General features: G+C 43.4%; 14 protein-coding genes, 3 pseudogenes and 1 other annotated feature. Of the genes and pseudogenes, 10 read left to right on the forward strand and 7 right to left on the reverse strand.

What is annotated here, in order from left to right; all coding sequences use genetic code 11:
• Positions 1-127: pseudogene (locus A7325_RS13740) on the forward strand (IS982 family transposase); the annotation flags it as partial.
• A 142-nt stretch (positions 128-269) separates the two neighbouring features.
• Here the strand turns inward: A7325_RS13740 and A7325_RS14020 are convergent.
• Complete coding sequence (locus A7325_RS14020) at positions 270-365, reverse strand: hypothetical protein (RefSeq protein ID WP_227514060.1); 96 nt, start codon at positions 363-365, stop codon at positions 270-272.
• Positions 366-537: 172 nt separating this feature from the next.
• Here A7325_RS14020 and A7325_RS08275 point away from each other — a divergent pair, with 172 nt between their 5' ends.
• Positions 538-1509: a calcium/sodium antiporter gene (locus A7325_RS08275; protein WP_068406836.1), complete on the forward strand. Its 972-nt coding sequence runs from the start codon at positions 538-540 to the stop codon at positions 1507-1509.
• A 91-nt stretch (positions 1510-1600) separates the two neighbouring features.
• Here A7325_RS08275 and A7325_RS08280 read toward each other — a convergent pair.
• Positions 1601-2703, reverse strand: a pseudogene (locus A7325_RS08280) (IS3 family transposase); the annotation flags it as partial.
• Positions 2312-2428: a sequence feature (AL1L pseudoknot), on the reverse strand. It overlaps the preceding pseudogene by 117 nt.
• Positions 2704-2753: 50 nt before the next feature.
• On the opposite strand from A7325_RS08280, the gene A7325_RS08290 reads away from it, so the two are divergent.
• Complete coding sequence (locus A7325_RS08290; RefSeq protein ID WP_227514974.1) at positions 2754-3005, forward strand: cupin domain-containing protein; 252 nt, start codon at positions 2754-2756, stop codon at positions 3003-3005.
• A 124-nt stretch (positions 3006-3129) separates the two neighbouring features.
• Here A7325_RS08290 and A7325_RS08295 read toward each other — a convergent pair whose 3' ends face one another.
• From A7325_RS08295 to A7325_RS08305, 3 genes are all read right to left on the reverse strand, one after another.
• Positions 3130-4197, reverse strand: coding sequence for an LLM class flavin-dependent oxidoreductase (locus A7325_RS08295; RefSeq protein WP_068406845.1), 1068 nt, complete (start codon positions 4195-4197; stop codon positions 3130-3132).
• Between the two features lie 93 nt (positions 4198-4290).
• Complete coding sequence (locus A7325_RS08300) at positions 4291-5205, reverse strand: MBL fold metallo-hydrolase (protein ID WP_068406847.1); 915 nt, start codon at positions 5203-5205, stop codon at positions 4291-4293.
• A gap of 64 nt (positions 5206-5269) precedes the next feature.
• Positions 5270-5818, reverse strand: a complete 549-nt coding sequence (locus A7325_RS08305; protein WP_068406850.1) for a cysteine hydrolase family protein — start codon at positions 5816-5818, stop codon at positions 5270-5272.
• 160 nt (positions 5819-5978) lie between these two features.
• Between A7325_RS08305 and A7325_RS08310 the strand changes: the two genes are divergently transcribed.
• Positions 5979-6905, forward strand: a complete 927-nt coding sequence (locus A7325_RS08310) for a GlxA family transcriptional regulator (protein ID WP_264753707.1) — start codon at positions 5979-5981, stop codon at positions 6903-6905.
• 114 nt (positions 6906-7019) lie between these two features.
• Here A7325_RS08310 and A7325_RS08315 read toward each other — a convergent pair whose 3' ends face one another.
• Positions 7020-9173: a heavy metal translocating P-type ATPase gene (locus A7325_RS08315; RefSeq protein WP_068406856.1), complete on the reverse strand. Its 2154-nt coding sequence runs from the start codon at positions 9171-9173 to the stop codon at positions 7020-7022.
• Between the two features lie 151 nt (positions 9174-9324).
• Here A7325_RS08315 and cadR point away from each other — a divergent pair, with 151 nt between their 5' ends.
• A complete protein-coding gene (gene cadR, locus A7325_RS08320) occupies positions 9325-9735 on the forward strand; it encodes a Cd(II)/Pb(II)-responsive transcriptional regulator (RefSeq protein ID WP_068406859.1) in 411 nt (136 codons plus the stop codon).
• A 192-nt stretch (positions 9736-9927) separates the two neighbouring features.
• Here the strand turns inward: cadR and A7325_RS08325 are convergent, their stop codons facing one another.
• Complete coding sequence (locus A7325_RS08325) at positions 9928-10122, reverse strand: heavy-metal-associated domain-containing protein (RefSeq protein WP_068406862.1); 195 nt, start codon at positions 10120-10122, stop codon at positions 9928-9930.
• A gap of 151 nt (positions 10123-10273) precedes the next feature.
• On the opposite strand from A7325_RS08325, the gene A7325_RS08330 reads away from it, so the two are divergent.
• The 5 genes and pseudogenes from A7325_RS08330 (at position 10274) to cas3f (ending at position 18400) form a co-directional block, all read left to right on the forward strand.
• Positions 10274-12751 (forward strand): heavy metal translocating P-type ATPase, encoded by a 2478-nt coding sequence (locus A7325_RS08330; protein WP_068406865.1) that lies wholly within the window; start codon positions 10274-10276, stop codon positions 12749-12751.
• 65 nt (positions 12752-12816) lie between these two features.
• Entirely contained in the window at positions 12817-13209 is a 393-nt protein-coding gene (gene cueR / locus A7325_RS08335; protein WP_036600606.1) for a Cu(I)-responsive transcriptional regulator, read from the forward strand.
• A 161-nt stretch (positions 13210-13370) separates the two neighbouring features.
• Positions 13371-13601 (forward strand): annotated as a pseudogene (locus A7325_RS08340) (recombinase family protein); the annotation flags it as partial.
• Between the two features lie 299 nt (positions 13602-13900).
• Positions 13901-14893, forward strand: a complete 993-nt coding sequence (gene cas1f / locus A7325_RS08345; protein WP_068406868.1) for a type I-F CRISPR-associated endonuclease Cas1f — start codon at positions 13901-13903, stop codon at positions 14891-14893.
• 3 nt (positions 14894-14896) lie between these two features.
• Positions 14897-18400, forward strand: coding sequence for a type I-F CRISPR-associated helicase Cas3f (gene cas3f, locus A7325_RS08350; RefSeq protein ID WP_068406871.1), 3504 nt, complete (start codon positions 14897-14899; stop codon positions 18398-18400).
• The last annotated feature ends 273 nt before the right edge of the window (positions 18401-18673 follow it).

Raw genomic sequence — 18673 nt, forward strand, 5'->3', positions numbered from 1 at the left:
CTCACGCCATCGTAGTGTCACGGGGTTTATCACAAACTTGCTGTCAGGTTTAATTGCTTATTGCTGGTTTCCCTATAAACCCACCATCAAAAACATGCCTCAGCAGGGACAGGTAGCCACATTGTAAATAGTATCAATGAGTTACAATGTGGCTTATCCCGAACTGGGGTTAAATAATAAAATAATACCGAGTACTAATCCCAAATAAAATGGGGCTAGTAGCCAACGGCTATTAAATATGATTTTCTCTAATCTTTGCTCAGTTTTCTTTAGCATAGGGATCTCTTAAGGTTTTCGATGGTATTAATTACAAGGCTTAATATGATGACAATCACATTATTGGTAATCGCAAATGCATTAATCATGCTTTCAAGGCTGAATGGGAGGTTAAGGACTTCAAAATATAGAAAATAATAATACCTTTCCTCATAATTGCGCTGGTTGCTTATGCTACTATAAAACTGAGCCTTCTATTGCTCAATTTTTTATGCCCATTTTTCTTAACGATTACTCTAACTTTTATAAGGAAAGACACTGATGTGGTTGGCAATACTTGCAGTAGTCGTAGGACTAGCAATTTTGGTATGGAGTGCTGATGTTTTTATTGATGGTGCCGTCGCTTTAGCTAATAAGTTGAATGTACCCAGTTTTTTGATTGGTGTCATCATTCTAGGTTTAGGTACTTCAGCACCAGAGATGATAGTGTCCATGTTAGCTGCTTTAGAAGGTAGCCCTGAGCTAGCATTGGGTAATGCTTATGGTTCTAACATTGTTAATATCGCCTTAGTATTAGGCGCAACGGTATTGATAAGTCCAATTATTATCCGAAAAAGTATTATCAATCGTGATATGCCCTTACTACTGTTGGTGACGGCAGTAGCTGCTTGGCAATTAAGCGATGGCGTCTTAAGTAATACCGACGGTATAGTATTAATAGTACTTCTAGTCGTTGTCTTAGGCATACAAATCATCTTGAGCCTGCGTGAAGGCAACCACGAACATGAAGGCGATACTGTAGAAGAAACTGCAAAAGCTGAACACAGTATGGCGCAAGGTTTAGGTAGGTTGTTTCTTGGTTTGCTCGTATTAATACTAAGCTCGCGCGCTATCGTTTGGGGCGCTATCGAACTTGCTACTTTATGGGGCTTGAGTGAGCTTATCATTGGTCTCACTATCGTCGCTATCGGTACGTCACTGCCTGAATTAGTTGCGAGCTTGTCGGCCGCACGTAAAGGCGAGCATGATATGGCTTTGGGTAATATTATAGGCTCTAACGTTTTTAATACTTTAGGAGTCGTAGGTGTAGCAGCACTCATTGCGCCTATTACTCCGAGTAGCATTATTCTGTCGCGTGATATATTAGCGATGGGTCTCTTAACCTTACTACTGTTTGCGATGTGCCTATTTGCATTTAAAACCAAGCGTGCATTCGGTCGTACTTCTGGCACCACCTTAGTACTATTTTTCGTCGGCTATACTGTCTGGTTAATTCAGACGGTCAGTATGTAGCAAGTTACTAATAATCACATACGTTTGATTCGACAGTTTACAGTTTCTAATAATTCGTCATAGACTTTCATGTAATTACCTAGGCATCTTCAAGGGTTGCCAGTTCAACATCGTTCACACCAGACCAGCTCTCTTTCAAATAATGAATCACCTCAGACTTGTACAGCCCATTGACCGTTTCAGCCAGTGCGTTATCATAAGAATCACCCGTAGTGCCAACAGAGGCAATCACACCGCAGTCAGCCATCTTATCTGTGTAGCGAATGGATAAATACTGAACCCCTCGATCACTGTGATGAATCACATCTTTGGGATTATTCCTATCTGTTATCGCTTGATTGAGCGCGGCCATCACCATATCGGTGTTCATGCGATTGGATACTTTCCAGCCCACAATGGCACGAGCGAACACATCAATAACAAAAGCAGTATAAACCCAGCCACTCAGTGTCTTGATATAGGTAAAATCTGCAACCCAAAGCTGATTAGGACGACGGGCATTAAAGTTACGATTGACCAAGTCATCAGCGCGTTTTTGGTCATCACGGCTGGTGGTGGTCATCTTACCCTTACCACGCCAAACGCCTTGCATACCATACTGCTTCATTAAACGCTCGACGGTGCAACGAGCAACCTTTACGCCATCAGCCTTCATCTGCTGCCATACTTTACGCGCACCGTAACGGCATTTACTGTCTTGCCAAATACGTTTAATCTCTCTGAGATAATAGTCATCATGCTGACTGCGTAATGAGCGCTTCTCAGGGCAGTCCTCTAAGTCTTTAGCACGATAATAAGTTGACGGGGCAATCGGTAGTACTCTACAAATCAGCTCGACCCCATAACTACCTCTATAGTCATCAATAAACTGAACCATTATCTGGGTGGACGGTCGAGCTCCGCCTGGGCGAAAAAAGCTGCAGCCTTACGTATAATCTCATTGGCTTGCTTGAGCTCTTTATTCTCGCGTTCAAGCTCTTTAATACGTTGCTCTTGGCTTTGGGCTTGCACTGAGGCAGGAATAGTTTGATCTATGTGCTTTTTATGCCATGACCGCAGGGTTTCAGGCGTACAGCCAATCTTAGGTGCAATTGCTTGAATAGCTGACCAGGTGGAAGGATAGTCGCTTAATGCTTCAATCAGCATGCGAACGGCGCGGTCTTTAATCTCGGGGGTGTAGTGTCGTGTTTTCATCGTTGTATTCTCTCAGAATGTTGAGTCTCCGACAATACCGGGGCGGTTCAGTGGATAACGGTACACAGACAGAAATGTGGATATGGTCACTAGCAGCTGGCGATTCTTATATAGCTGAACCTGATCCAGAAGGCTGGAAAGAAATGCTCTATATTATCCATGGAGAGTTAACACTTGAAATTGAAGGTCAATTTAAGATTCTAGGCCCTGAAGATTCGTTTATTTTTTCCAGCTCTACTTTGTACTCATATCATAATAAAAGTGATGAACAGGTAAAATTTGTGAGAAATGTTATTCATTAGCAGCTCATTTAACATAATGGCTGTTATAGGAATAAGGATTACTGCTGGCATACCTAACAACAAGCCTAATGGTTAGGCATTAAGCTCTTTGCTAACCTTTTAATATCGCTAACCTTAACAATATCTAGTGACTTGGCATACTATAGTGATCTGCGATTAGTTCAACAGTGCGCAATTGGGTGCGTCGCGAATAGCCTTGAACAACCAGCATTATCTCATCGACCCCTGTCTGCTCCTGAAGGCTCTCCAAACTTTTTGCGACCTCGGCAGCAGTACCATGGAGGGTTTGATCAGTATACTGCTCAATAATCTGGCGCTCTTGCGTATTGCCTTGAAAAGCCGCTACTTCATCAGGGGGCAGTAAAGCAAAAGGCTTGCGTTGGAACATTCTCAACATTGCCATGGCAGACGAAGTTGACTGGCGACGTGCTTCTACAGGATCTTTATCCGCAATAGCGCCAATGCTGACCAAACTGTATGGCTTGGCTAGGATTTTTGATGGACGGAAATTCTCTCGGTAAATTCGCATGGCATTTAAAACATCAGCACTGCCAAACTGCAAAGCGAACGCATAAGGTCTGCCAAGCTGTGCTGCCAAATGCGCAGAGTAAGTTGATGACCCCAAGATCCAGACATCAGCTGTGGTCTTCGATGGTGGCACTCGATTTTGCTCGGCCTGCCATGGGCCTGGCACCGCATGAACCTCACTATAAGGATGGTCTTGTGGAAAACTATTTTCTAAAAAGCCCAACAACTCTGCGACTTGCTGAGGAAACTCATCGTTTGCCGCATGGTGACGACGCAAAGCTGAAGCTGTTGCGCCATCCGTACCTGGTGCCCTTCCCAAACCCAGATCAATCCGTCCTGGCGCCAGCGCATCAAGCATACCAAATTGCTCAGCGACCACCAGAGGCACATGATTCGGTAGCATGATACCGCCTGCACCAAGCCTAATGCGCTCGGTTTCACCAGTAAGCCGAGCCACCATCATCTGTGGCGAAGGAACCGCGGCGCCAGGCATGGCATGATGTTCAGACATCCAAAACCGCTGAAAGCCCCTTTTATCCGCCAGTTTCGCAAGCGCAATCATATCTTGAAAGGTGTTCTCTACTGTGTGGCCAACGCCGGTGAAGGCATTGTCGAGTACCGAGAGAACGAAAGGTGCGTTGCCAGAATTATTTGGCATATTCATAAACTGTCTCAGTTATGCAGTGTTTATTATATGTGGCAACACACTTTGAGCATTGCCACACAGGGAAGCTTCTAAAAATTGACTTCTAAAGAACTAGAATTTATAGGTTTGACCATCATTAGGAACAAGCGCACGCTGTTTGTCTAAGTGTTTTTCTTCGATAAAACGGCGCAGCTCTGCCTTCGACAGTGCGCCATGATTGACCGTATCCATGTGCACATTAATTATCTGAGCATTAGGTGAGAATTGATACGCACGGTATACATCGTCTTTACCCATAATAATAGAGTCATCGACAAAGGTAGACAGCTTTGCATAGCCTGTATTAAGGATGACCGCATCAGGCTTGTAGCGAGTCAGCGCATTCTCTACGTCTTTATTCCAAATGGTATCCCCTACTACATAGACGGTCTTGTAGTTTGGCTTTTGGAACACAATACCCATCGTTTTACCAAGTGCCTGAGCAAGCGCTGGAACTTTGTACATCTCATCAGTGCCATGCTGTCCGATGGTTTTATTGATTCTAGTGCCTTTAAACACCACCCCTTGCTCTGTCAACACTCTGACATAGGTAAAGCCATCTTTACGCACGATTGCCGCATCGGCTTCATTTTGGGTAAAAATTGGCATATTACGAGGGACCAGGTTGCGTGCAGCATCGTCCCAATGATCCGCATGTAGATGGGTTAAAATAATGGCGTCAGCCTTTAGCACCTCTGCAACAGATACCGGCAAATCTACCATTGGATAGCGTATTTGGCTATTTAACGTATCTGCAAACCCTGGATAAGCGTTTTTAGCCGCGAGCATAGGATCCACTAAAAACGTGGTACCGTCATAATCAAGCTTAATCGTGGCATTACGGATTTGCTGAAATTGAACGGTATTGGTCGCCGTCTGTTTTACCGCGTTAGAATTGGACGCTGGACTGGCAAAGGTGGTACATGCGGTTAACAACATGACACCACTTAATAGTGTGGTGCCGGTCAGAGATTTCGATATTTTCATAATTTGATGCCTTATTGATGAGTCTATATTATGAGTTAATAATGGTTTGCTTAAAAACTTATAACTAACGCGCAATCCAAGTTTGGGTGTCAATCACTTCGCCATATAGAAACTCAATCGCTGCCATAATGGTGGCATGAGCATGAGCTGCGGGTACGGTCGTGCCATTAAATTCAAGATCAAGCGTGGCACAGGCATCATGGATGGTGGTCGTTGTATAGCCAAAGTCAACCGCAGCACGAACGGTTGCATCAATACACATGTGGCTCATGGCGCCAATCACGGTAACGTCTTTGATGTCTTCTTTATCAAGCAGATCTTTAAGAGAGGTCTCACGAAACGAATTGGGGTAATGCTTCACAACAACGGCTTCACCTTCTATAGGCTTTACTTTCTCATTGATTTCTACACCATCAGTACCAGGCGTAAAGATTGGTGCGTCAGCAGAAGGCATTTCATGACGAACATGAATGACGGTATGGCCTTTTTTTCTAGCAGACTCAATCACCAAAGCTGCATTATCAGCGGCTTCATTAATACCAACGAGTGATAATTTACCTTGCGGAAAATACTCATTTTGAATATCTACAACGATAAGTGCTTTTGTGCTCATGATGATTCCTTTTTTTATCAAAGTGACTGTATAGGCGTCTATTTTACAAGCTCTGTGCTACACTAACGAGTGGCTACATCGACACATAAGAGGTTAATAACGACATATGAATCAAAAAGACGCTATTGAAATTGGGTTAGTTGTTTATGAGAAGGCTCAAATGGCGGCCGTCCTTGGCTTGACTGATTTACTAGTCATTGCCAGTAAGATCGCCGCCAAACATCGAGATACAGCCGATCTGCCTTTACAAGTGAGTCACTGGGAAATTAAAGATGCTGATCTGCGACCTACCTGCACTTTTTCGAGCAATTCTGACAGTGCAGGAAGGTTAACAGCTATCATCATTCCACCCACGTTAGAGACGCCAATTGCAAAGCAAGCAGCGGCACCATGGCTGGAATGGCTAAGAGATCAGCATTCCACAGGTGTGATACTGTCATCCGTCTGCGCCGGTGCTTTTTTACTGGGCGAGACGGGACTCCTATCCAAACGCAAAGCAACGACGCATTGGGGTTATGTAGAAGAGTTTGAACAGCGCTTCCCCGATGTCGATCTTGATGTGGATCGCATTATTATCGAAGACGGTGATATTGTGACCGCTGGTGGCGCGATGGCTTGGACGGACTTGGGGCTTAGGATGGTGGATCGCTTTCTTGGCTCACAGGTCATGAATGAGGCCGCTCGTGCATTGTTAATTGACCCCTCAAGGCGTGAACAATGCTATTACAGTGCGTTTTCTCCCAACCTCACTCATGGTGATGCCGCCATACTAAAGGTGCAGCATTGGCTACAAAAAACAGAAGCACGGGTTATTGATTTATCCACCCTAGCCAGTTGTGCGCAGTTAGAGGAGCGCACTTTTCTGCGCCGTTTCCATAAGGCGACGGGCATGACATCAACAGAATACTGTCAGCGATTACGCATTGGTAGTGCAAAAGACTTTCTACAGTTCTCTTTAATGCCTGTTGAGCAAATAGCGTGGAAAGTTGGTTATAGTGATGCCAGTGCATTTCGTAAAATATTTAAGCGCATTGTTGGTTTGACCCCTAGCGAATATCGGCGCAGATTTACTCTGGATGAAGAGTGATAGGTTTAGGCGATTTCTGGATTAAAGGTAGGTGCATTGACTGCTTGTAGGCAGGAGATAGGTTTAATAAAACGGTCCCAATGTAGTTGCGACCGCCTTATCCTTTAATGATAATTAATCGGAAGATCTTGTTTTAAAACGCAGTAAACGCAATGCATTCAGCGTCACCAGTACTGTAGCACCAGTATCCGCTAGCACAGCAATCCAAAGCCCTGTCACGCCGAGCACAGTGGTTATCAGAAATATGCCCTTTAACCCAAGTGCAAATATGACATTTTGATGGATATTTCTCATGGTGGCGCGGGATAAGGCAATAAGGTTAGCAACGTCTATCACGCGGCTTTTTAATAGGGCAATATCAGCCGTTTCGATAGCCACATCCGTGCCACTGCCCATCGCAATGCCAATGTCTGCCGCTGCCAAAGCGGGTGCATCATTGATACCATCACCAATCATCGCTATTTTACTATTGCTTTGCATCTCACTGAGTAGACGTAGCTTGTCTTCAGGTAACAGCTCAGCTTTCCACTCTATATCTAACTGACTGGCAAGCGCTTTTGCCGTACGACTGTTGTCACCTGTGAGCATGACGGAGCGCACGTTCATCTTGTTAAGCTGGGCAATGGCCTGCTTTGCATCCTCTCGTAACTCATCACGTAGAGCGACCAATCCGAGCGCCTCCCTCGTTTGCTCATCAAACAAAATAGAAACCGTTTTACCATCATTTTGTAGCATCTCAATTTGAATCTGCTGCTCAGCTGGCAACATCACTTTCTCAGCGACGTAGACTGGTGAGCCGATGGCCAAAGAGCGTCCAGCAACCGTTGCATGAACCGCTTTACCTGCGGTCGCAAAGGCGTTGGAGGATCCAGGTATGACTACCTTAGCGGCTTTGGCATGATCCACAATAGCGATAGCAAGCGGATGACTGGAGGTAGCATCGACACTTGCAAACAGTGACAGTAGTTTATCGCGACCCTCAGCATCGCCATGTACTGTTTTAAAATCAATGATATCGGTTACTCGAGGTTTGCCCTCGGTCAAAGTACCCGTTTTATCAAAAGCGACAGTGTTGACCTGACCCACCAACTCCATGACATTACCTCCTTTGATAAGCAGTCCATGGCGCGTGCCGACAGCCAAACCTGAGGCAATAGCGGCAGGTGTTGACAGCACAAGAGCACAAGGACAGGCGATCAGTAATAGCGCTAAACCACGGTATAGCCATACTCCCCATTCTGCTCCCATCAGTAGAGGTGGGATAATAATCACTAAAGCCGCAATCGCCATAACGATAGGCGTATAGTAGCGGCTAAAGGCTTCAATAAAGCGTGCAGTCGGTGCTTTGGACGCTTGTGCCCGCTCCACAAGCTCAATAATACGAGCAATTGTATTATCTGCCGCTGTTTTTTCTACGCGTATTTGTAGTACCCCATCAACGTTGATAGATCCAGCAAAGACCTCATCGCCTATGGTTTTGGCAACAGGAACAGATTCTCCCGTCACAGGTGACTCATCAAGGCTAGACGTACCTTGAACAATCACGCCATCAGCAGAGACTCTATCACCAGGACGCACAAGCACCTTATCATTCACTTGTAGTGAAGTCGCTGCCACCTGACGTTGTTGTCCTTGCGCGTCCAGTAAAATAGCTGTCTTTGGCACAAGCGACGATAATGCTCTGATTCCTGCGCGCGCACGATTAGCTGCGACACTCTCTAATAGCTCCCCAACCGAGAATAAAAAGACCACGGCAGCCGCTTCTTCAGCTTCACCTATGATAAGCGCGCCAATAGCCGCAACAGACATGAGCATTTCAATTGAAAAAGGCGATCCTGCTAACGCCAGTGCAGAAGCTTTGCGAGCAAATGGTAGGACACCGATAGCCACAGCGGCAATAAAAGCCCATGCGCCATATTCAGGGAAAATTAAAGACAATACATATGCGGCACCCATCAAAAGCCCCGTACCAATGACCTGTTTGCCTTTTATGGTTTGCCACCAGCGCTGATTGTCCACCGCTGATTGATTACCATCATTGCCCCTCTCATTTTGTTGACCCGTTAACGCTGACACACCAAACCCTAGGCTTTTAATGGTTTTCTCGATATCTTTAACGCCAGTATTCGTATCAGGCGCCAAGGTTAGCTCTAGCTTTTGAGTCGCAAAGTTTAACTGAACCTCAGAGACACCAGGTATTCGCATTAACGCCCGCTCGATTTTACCAACACAACTGGCACAGTCCATACCTTCAATATGATATTGCATAATCACTTCTCCTCTTGTTAAAGGCAGTATGAACCCTATAGTAACTTTAGGGTCAAGACTTTTAACGATAAAGAGGTTTGATTTTTTATCAGCAAACCTTATAGTTACTTTATTGTTTAGATAATAGAAAATACTATTTAAGGAGATACACATGCTAATCAAAATTGGTGAGCTTGCCACGCGCACCGGTGCGACGGTCGAAACCATTCGCTATTATGAGAAAGAGAGGTTATTACCAAAACCTGCGCGTAGCCAAGGCAACTATCGTTTGTATAATGAAGCGCATTTTGAGCGTCTACAATTTATCCTGCACTGCCGTACGCTCGATATGACTTTGGATGAAGTACGAACCCTGCTTCAATATAGAGATAAACCTGATGAAAACTGCGGTGAGGTCAATGTGCTATTGGATGAGCATATCGATGCGGTAGAGACACGTATGGAAGAGCTGATACAATTAAAGCAACATCTACTAGCGTTGCGGCAAAAATGCGCAAGTGAAGCGCTAGCTGAATCCTGCGGAATATTGCATGCGCTTGCCGATAACTCGTGTCATAGATAAAGTATTCATTTTGATAACACTGTCCACTTTTTATCATTAAAAGTAGACCTATAACCAAAGGCGCGGGGCAAACGCATCACTAAGATGCAGTTGCCCATGTCAGATTTTTTTCAACTGGTCAATATTTTCAGATGTGATTCAGCCCATCGTCCTTTCTGTCAAACAGATAGGCTGCGCGTTTATAAGGCTGATTCATTGCGCTTGTGCAGGGAAACCGCCTTTTGCTAAAGCAGCTGTCATCTGCTCAATACTGGCGATGGTTTCGATACTGACCACTTTGGCTGCTAAATCAATCTTAACCTTGGCCTTTGAGTCGATATTCTGAATAGCTGCTGTCACACCAGGGGCACAACCGCCACAGTTCATATTTGCAATCAATAGTTTCATACCCTTTCTCCAAATAAGTTTTATTTCATCACTAAGCTTAAGCCTTGTCATAATGGTAAGGTCAAACACATTTTTGAAAAAATATACTTGACCTTACCATGATGTCAACCTATATGCTGTTGATAATAGATTGAACATGATAGAGGCTGTTATGAATTCAGAAAATAGTAAGTCTTATCTTTATAGTGAGACATTGCCCATTGAGGGTATGACTTGTGCTTCATGTGTGGGACGAGTAGAAAAAGCATTAAAAAAAGTTGAAGGTGTTGAAAATGCTGAGGTGAATCTTGCGACTGAAAAAGCCATGATTTCCTCATCTCAACCTTTAGACCTTATCGCAGTAACCAAAGCCGTAGAACGAGCCGGTTATAAGATCTTGGCATCTCAGCCGATTGAGCTGTCGATAGAAGGTATGACTTGTGCTTCCTGTGTTGGACGGGTAGAAAAAGCATTAAAAAAAGTTGAGGGCGTACAACAAGCAAACGTCAACCTTGCTACTGAACGCGCATGGGTACAAGGCAACGCTCAAGTACAGAGCAGCGATTTGATTCAAGCCGTTAAAAAAGCGGGATACACAGCTAAGCAGATTGAGCAAAGTGTGAGTGTTCAACAGGATAAAAAAGCCACGGAACAGCAACAGCTGAAACGAGATTTAATGATCTCTTTAATTTTAGCCATGCCTGTTTTTATTCTAGAAATGGGATCACATATGATTCCAGCTTTTCATATGTGGGTCATGGACAATATCGGCACGCAACAAAGCTGGTTGATTCAATTTGTTTTGACGACGCTGGTTCTTATCTTTCCAGGGCGACGTTTTTATCAAAAAGGTATTCCGGCATTATGGCGTTTTGCCCCAGATATGAACTCATTGGTGGCGGTTGGAACACTGGCGGCTTATAGCTTTTCTCTCATTGCAACATTTATTCCACAAGTTCTACCCGAGGGCACCGTGAATGTGTATTATGAAGCGGCCGCTGTGATTGTGAGCTTAATTTTATTAGGGCGTTATTTTGAGGCAAAAGCCAAAGGACGTACCTCTCAAGCCATTCAACATCTAGTGGGTATGCAGGCAAAAACAGCGCGTGTTCACCATAATGGGCAAGTGAATGAAGTACCGATTGCAGAAGTAACCACAGAAACGATCGTTGAGATTCGTCCCGGTGAGCGTGTTCCTGTTGATGGTGAAGTGGTTGAAGGTCAAAGCTATATTGATGAATCCATGATTACGGGTGAACCCGTTCCTGTTAAAAAACAAGTGGGTGATCAAGTGGTAGGAGGGACGATCAATCAGAATGGAACTTTGAATTTTCGGGCAACGGCCATTGGCGACTCTTCGGTATTGGCGCAAATCATTCGCATGGTTGAACAGGCTCAAGGATCTAAATTACCGATTCAGGCATTGGTTGATAAAGTCACTATGTGGTTTGTTCCCATGGTCATGTTCTTAGCAGCTCTGACTTTTGCTGTGTGGTTTGTTCTTGGTCCTGAGCCTGCTTTGACGTTTAGTCTCGTTAATGCCGTTGCTGTCTTAATCATTGCTTGTCCCTGTGCAATGGGATTGGCAACCCCTACCTCCATTATGGTTGGTACAGGTCGCGGTGCAGAAATGGGCGTCTTATTCCGTAAAGGTGAAGCGTTACAAGCTTTACAGGAAGTTAAAGTCATTGCGGTCGATAAAACCGGCACCTTGACCGAAGGTAAACCAACCTTAACGGATTTTCATGTCCAACAAGGGTTTCAACATGAGCAAGTCTTGCGTATTGTGGCATCGGTTGAAGCAAAGTCTGAACATCCCATTGCCGTAGCCATTGTTCAAGCCGCAGAACAACAAAATATTAGCTTATTACCGATTACCGCCTTTGACTCTGTGACCGGACTAGGGATTAAAGCGGAAGTGACAGGTCAAACCATTCATATTGGTGCTGATCGTTATATGAAGCAATTAGAGCTTGATGTTACACCTTTTGAAAATGAGGCTGCACGCTTAGGACAAGAAGGTAAAACCCCACTTTATGTCGCGATTGACCAAAAGCTAGCAGCCATTATTGCCGTTGCAGACCCTATTAAAGATACCACTTATACTGCTATTGCAGGTTTACATCAACTGGGCTTAAAAGTGGCAATGATTACAGGCGACAATCGGCATACCGCCCAAGCAATTGCAGCAAAATTACATATTGATCAAGTGGTCGCAGAAGTGTTGCCTGATGGAAAAGTAGATGCACTACGTCAGCTGCAACAACAGTATGGACGAGTGGCTTTTGTTGGTGATGGGATTAATGATGCCCCTGCTCTTGCTCAAGCGGATGTCGGTCTGGCAATTGGGACAGGGACAGATGTGGCAATTGAAGCAGCAGACGTGGTGTTGATGTCAGGTAGTCTACAAGGCGTCCCTAATGCGATTGCTTTAAGTAAAGCGACTATCAAAAATATTCGACAGAATCTATTTTGGGCATTTTTCTATAACATTGCCCTGATTCCAATTGCCGCAGGGGTTTTATATCCAGCATTTGGTATTTTGCTGTCACCCATTTTTGCCGCAGGAGCAATGGCGCTATCCTCTGTTTTTGTGCTAGGTAATGCCTTACGTTTAAAGTACTTTCAGGTGCCAGCGATTAAAGCATAGATTATATTAAGATAGGGTTAAAGTAGCCGTTTGGCTTTAACCCTTTTTATATCAGGAGAAAAGTTATGAATATCGGTCAAGCGTCAGAGCGATCAGGAATCTCTCCCAAAATGATTCGCTATTATGAACAAATCGGTTTGCTTGATACCGCCAAACGCTCGAATTCAGGTTATCGAATCTACTCTAATCAAGATATAAAAAACTTATGCTTTTTAAGACAGGCTCGTGATTTAGGTTTTTCCTCCAAACAGATGAAAGAATTGCTTAATTTGTGGAAAAATACAGATCGGCAGAGTGCTGATGTTAAACAATTGACACTGCAACATATCGCAACTTTGAAACAAAAAATAGCTCAATTGCAAGATATGGTGAGCTTATTACAGATTTCTGCTGATCATTGCTCAGGTGATGAAAACGCAGAGTGCGCCATATTAGAAGATCTTGAACAGGGTGAATAAAATAAATTGCATTTGATCTTATCTATTTCCTTATCTATATATCAGTCTGAAAAACGTATACCCCAAGGGAACCAGCTATTTCACCCTTCAAACCTATTAACAGACCACTTAAAACAGACTGGTATAATGGAACCACTTATAACAGACTATTTTAGGTGTTTATGTTTATTAGAGCGTATCTACGAGCGTCAACCAAAGAACAAGACGCTAAGCGTGCCAAAAGCGAGCTCATAGCATTTGCCAACGATCATGGCCACAAGATTGCCGCCTTCTATGTCGAAAACGAATCAGGAGCTATCTTGGTGCGACCAAAGCTTATGCAGCTGATTGAAGATGCCTATGAAAACGATGTGATTTTGGTTGAAAAAATAGACCGACTTAAGCATTTAAATCCACGCGCCCGTGATGGGCGTGAATACCATAGTGCTATTACGTTAATCATAAAGTGATCTCTAAGATTCGACAGTGCGATGCTATCCATTAATCACTTCCCGATTTTATAAACTCAGTTAATTTATAGTCTTTTAAACTTGTATTATTTCCATTCTAAAAGCCACTCTTAGTAAACACTCATAATATAAACGACACTAAGTGTCGTGTTATCTCTGACTGACTATTGTTTAATAGTACTATCTTAACTATATTAAACCCATACATCTGATATGGCTTTTTGCCGCGAAATGGAAATATAATGAGCAAACCTAGCAACCCTTATACTGATAATAGCTTTGCCTCTTCAGACCTTAAGACCATTTTGCACTCTAAACGTGCCAATATCTACTATCTATCGCATTGCCGAGTAATGCAAAAAGACGGGCGTGTGTTGTATCTTACCGAAGATGACAAAGCGAACCTCTACTATAACATTCCGATTGCTAACACTACCTCACTATTGCTTGGTACTGGCACATCTATTACCCAAGCAGCGATGCGTCTGCTGTCTCAAGCGGGTGTATTAGTGGGCTTTTGTGGTGGTGGTGGCATGCCATTATTTATGGGCAGCGAGCGTGAAGTCTATGTCGAATGGATGACTCCGCAAAGCGAGTATCGACCAACAGAATATATTCAAAGCTGGATGAGCTGGTGGTGGGACGATGATAAACGTCTTGCCGCTGCCAAACAGTTGCAAATAGCCCGCATTGCTTATTTACAAGCGGTATGGAATAAAGATAGTGACTTTAAGCGCTGGGGTTTTGATAGCAATATCGATGCGGTAGAAACATTGCTTAATGATAATATCCAGCAAATCGATAAGCAGACCGAGGTCATGCATTTATTACAATTGGAAGCTCGCCTGACCAAACAGCTGTATAAATTAGCCGCCAAAAATACTGGTTATGATGGCTTTACTCGTGAGCATGAAGGTATTGATAAAGCCAATGGTTTCTTAAATCATGGCAACTATCTGGCTTATGGACTCGGTGCCACTACAGCATGGACACTCGGCATTCCGCATGGTTTCGCGGTGATGCATGGTAAGACGCGACGCGGTGCCTTGGTGTTCGATATTGCCGATATCATCAAAGATGCTTTAGTGCTACCCCTCGCCTTTATCTGTGCTAGTGAAAATATGAGCGAGCAAGAGTTTCGCCAAGAGTGCATTAATATGTTTACCAAGCACAAAGCGCTGGATTATCAGTTTGAGGTGGTTAAACAGTTGGCGATGACTAAGTGGAAGGTGTAGAAAATGATTGTTACCTTTGTCTCCCAATGCGAGAAAAAATCACTTAAGCGCACACGGCGTATCTTAGACTCCTTTGCTAACCGCATTGGTGATAACGTTTGGCAGACGGCTATTACTGAGGATGGACTTACAACGGTTAAACAGCTACTGCGTAAATCAGCCACCAAATCGACGGCGGTCAGCTGTCATCGTAATAAGACCCGCCAGCTGACAGAATTAGTATGGGTGGTGGGCAATAAACGTCAGTTTAATGAGGTTGGGGTGGTGCCTGTGAACCGTACCAAAAGAAATATACTGCACAGTGAATGGGAGAATGAATGGAGTTATGCCAGTAGTATTCAAATTATCGCTACTATATCTGCCCTACTTCATGACATTGGCAAATCAACCATTGGTTTTCAAGAAAAGCTCAAGGAAGGTAGCAAACAAGGTGACCCTTATCGACATGAATGGATATCCCTAAAATTATTTGAGCTAATAATTGAGAACTGCAAGACTGATGAAGCTTGGCTTAATCGTTTTATACAGCTTAATGAATGGCTAAAAAATAACGATATTGAAAAGTTGTTGGCTAGTGCAAACCATGATGCTGTAAATGTTCAAGATATGCCACCACTCGCTCAATGGGTAGCTTGGTTGATTGTCACTCATCATCGCTTACCGCCGATAAATAAGGTTTATTATTCTCCAAGACAAATCGAGCGACTCAAAAGCTCTAGAGGTCTAATAGATATCAAGGTTGAGTTAAATCAATTTTATGAAAAATTAAATCCTATCGACTACTGGGTTAGAAATCCAACATCTTTACTATCAAGCAAAGATGGGGGTATGACCAAAACTCAATTAAAAGACTTTTGGCAATTTGAGCAATTGGTCATTAATAGCACAGCTTGGCAAAAAAATATCAGACGTTGGGCTAAAAAAGCCCTAAATGACCCGACGTTGATGCAAATAAGTCAACAAGCGATCGATTATGATAAAGCCATCAGCGACCCATTCTTACTGCATTTATCGCGTCTATGCTTGATGGTAGGCGATCATAACTACTCTAGCCTTAAACAAAGTGACTCTCGCTGTATAACAGTCGATAGTAGCTTTAAAAATCTAGCCGCTAATACGGACCGAAGCGCTCACACACCGACTGTCAAACAATCTCTTGAAGAACATTTACTAGGTGTAGGAGCTTTTACGGCACATTTTTGTCGTGCGCTTCCTATCATTGCTAGCGAAATGCCAACTCTACGCAACCATGATCCCTTAGCTAAACCCACTGGTATTGAGCGCTTCAAGTGGCAAAACCAAGCTTTTAAAATGAGTCATGGTTTGCAAGAAGCCACGCGTGAGCATGGGTTTTTTGGCGTCAATATGGCATCCACAGGGGCGGGTAAAACTATTGGTAATGCTCGTATCATGTATGCTTTAGCTGATCCTAAAAAGGGTGCTCGTTTTACTATTGCGTTAGGCTTACGCATTCTAACCTTGCAAACAGGCTTAAGTTTTCGAAAAAACCTAAAGTTGGAAGGCGATCAATTAGCCATACTGGTCGGCGGTAGCGCCAACAAAAAACTGTTTGAAATGGCATATGATAATAAAAATGAAGAATTTACCGATATCATTGGTGAGTATAAAAAAGATGATAAACCCGATAATGAGTCTAAAAGTTTTGGCAGTGAATCTAGCGAGGATTTGTTAGATGAGTTTGTCGATAGTGACATTGATTACCAAGACTATGAAGCGCTGAACCTCGATACCGTTATTGCTAGTCCTAAAGCCCGCGACTTAATCTTTGCGCCTATCGTGACCTGCACTGTTGACCATATTATCCAAGCCAGCGAATGTAAACGCGGTGGTAAATATATTGCCCCTATGCTTCGACTATTAAGTAGTGACTTGATACTTGATGAACCTGATGACTTTGATCAAGCGGACTTGCCTGCGCTGACGCGTTTAGTGCATCTAGCAGGACTTTTTGGTACGCGAGTGCTTCTCTCATCGGCAACCTTGACTCCTGATCTAGTAACAGGATTGTTTGAAGCCTATATGGAGGGGCGAAAACTATTTAATCAAAGCCAAAATAAACCAGTGCCAAAAGTAGTGTGCGCATGGTTCGATGAAAATGAGAAATCAATCACTTCAGCGCAGTGTGGCGATACTACTGGTTTTTATGAGTCTCATAACACTTTTAGTAAACAGCGAGCCACTTATTTAGCCAAACAACCTATACGCCGCAAAGCAGAGATTCTACCCCTTAGCTTAATGAGCTACAACAAAAATCAAGACCATGAGTTTTATAGCAAGCTAGCACAAACACTGGTTGATGGTGCAATCAAACTACACCAAAATCATGCTCTCACACATCAGATGACAGATCAAAAAGTGAGTATTGGGCTCATACGTGTCGCTAACGTCAATAATATTACCAGTATCGCCCAACAGCTTTTTACGCCTGATAATGTACAGCTGCCCACAGACACTGTCATTCATGTTGCTTGCTATCACGCCAAGCAGCTTCTACTACTACGCAACGCATTAGAGAATAAGTTGGATAGAGTTTTAGACCGTAGCGACCCAAAAATAAGCATTTTTGCTCATCCCGAAATCGAGCAAGTTATTACTAATGACCCTACCAAAAACCATATATTTATGGTACTTGCCACACCTGTTGCCGAGGTCGGACGTGACCATGATTATGACTGGTCAATAGTAGAACCCTCCTCTATGCGTTCCATCATTCAGTTAGCTGGACGCGTTTGGCGTCACCGTCCCGACAGAGTTGCTGATGAGCCAAATATCTTATTGTTGCAATACAACATTCGCTATTTTAAGAAACGTCACGCAAAAGCGCCTATTTTTACTCATCCTGGGTTTGAGACTATCACTATCAAGCCAAAAAGTTATGACTTAGCTGAATTGATTACTGCAGAGCAATTGGCGCATATCGACGCTCGACCAAGAATCATTAGCTCTATAAGTAACGACGAGCGTAAGCACAAAAAAGCAGAAACCTTGAGTGAGCTTGAACATCAAGTCATGCATGAACTATTAAACAGCAGCAAGCTAAATTATGTGAATGCTTATTGGCACGCTGATGCTACGGCAAACCGTGCCCATACTCATTTGCAGCAGATAACGCCCTTTCGAGCAGGCACACCGCAAGACGATTGGTTATTGATCCCTAAAATAGTCAATGACGATGAAAGCACCGACACGCCATCACAAGGTTTTGATGCTTATTACAGCGAGGATGTGTTTGAGAAAGGCTTAACTCGCGCAGTCCCGCATAATCAAGAGCTGCAAGTATTAAATTTTGAATTTACGCACCCTTATATTAAACCTTGGCTACTGACAACGACTCAAGCAGCGCTTAAAGATATACAGCGCAAACAACCTGATAAAAGCCTGCGCTCGCTTGCTATTACTTATTCGTCTGTATCACTTGATCGAATAACGCTGAATAACAATAGAGGCTGGAGGTTTCATGAGTTTTTTGGCTTTATGCGCGAGTAAGCTGAGTTTAAGTGTGACAGGCATAAAAAAGCACGGTGTTAACCGTGCCTTGCGATAAGCCACCTATGCGGTGGTGAAAAAAAGTTTTTTACTGTAACAGCATTTTCTAAGTCACCTATGTGGTGATATTGCATTATATCAGTTTTAAACCATACTCTTAAAATTAGACTAAGAAAGATGTTTACTATTTATCTTGTTAGTTCTATAGTAATAGAAAGCTTATAATAATTTAAAGTATTTTACTTTAATAGCATGGATAAAAAGGACTTAATA

Source organism: Psychrobacter sp. SHUES1 (assembly GCF_001652315.1).
Taxonomy (GTDB): Bacteria; Pseudomonadota; Gammaproteobacteria; order Pseudomonadales; family Moraxellaceae; genus Psychrobacter; species Psychrobacter faecalis.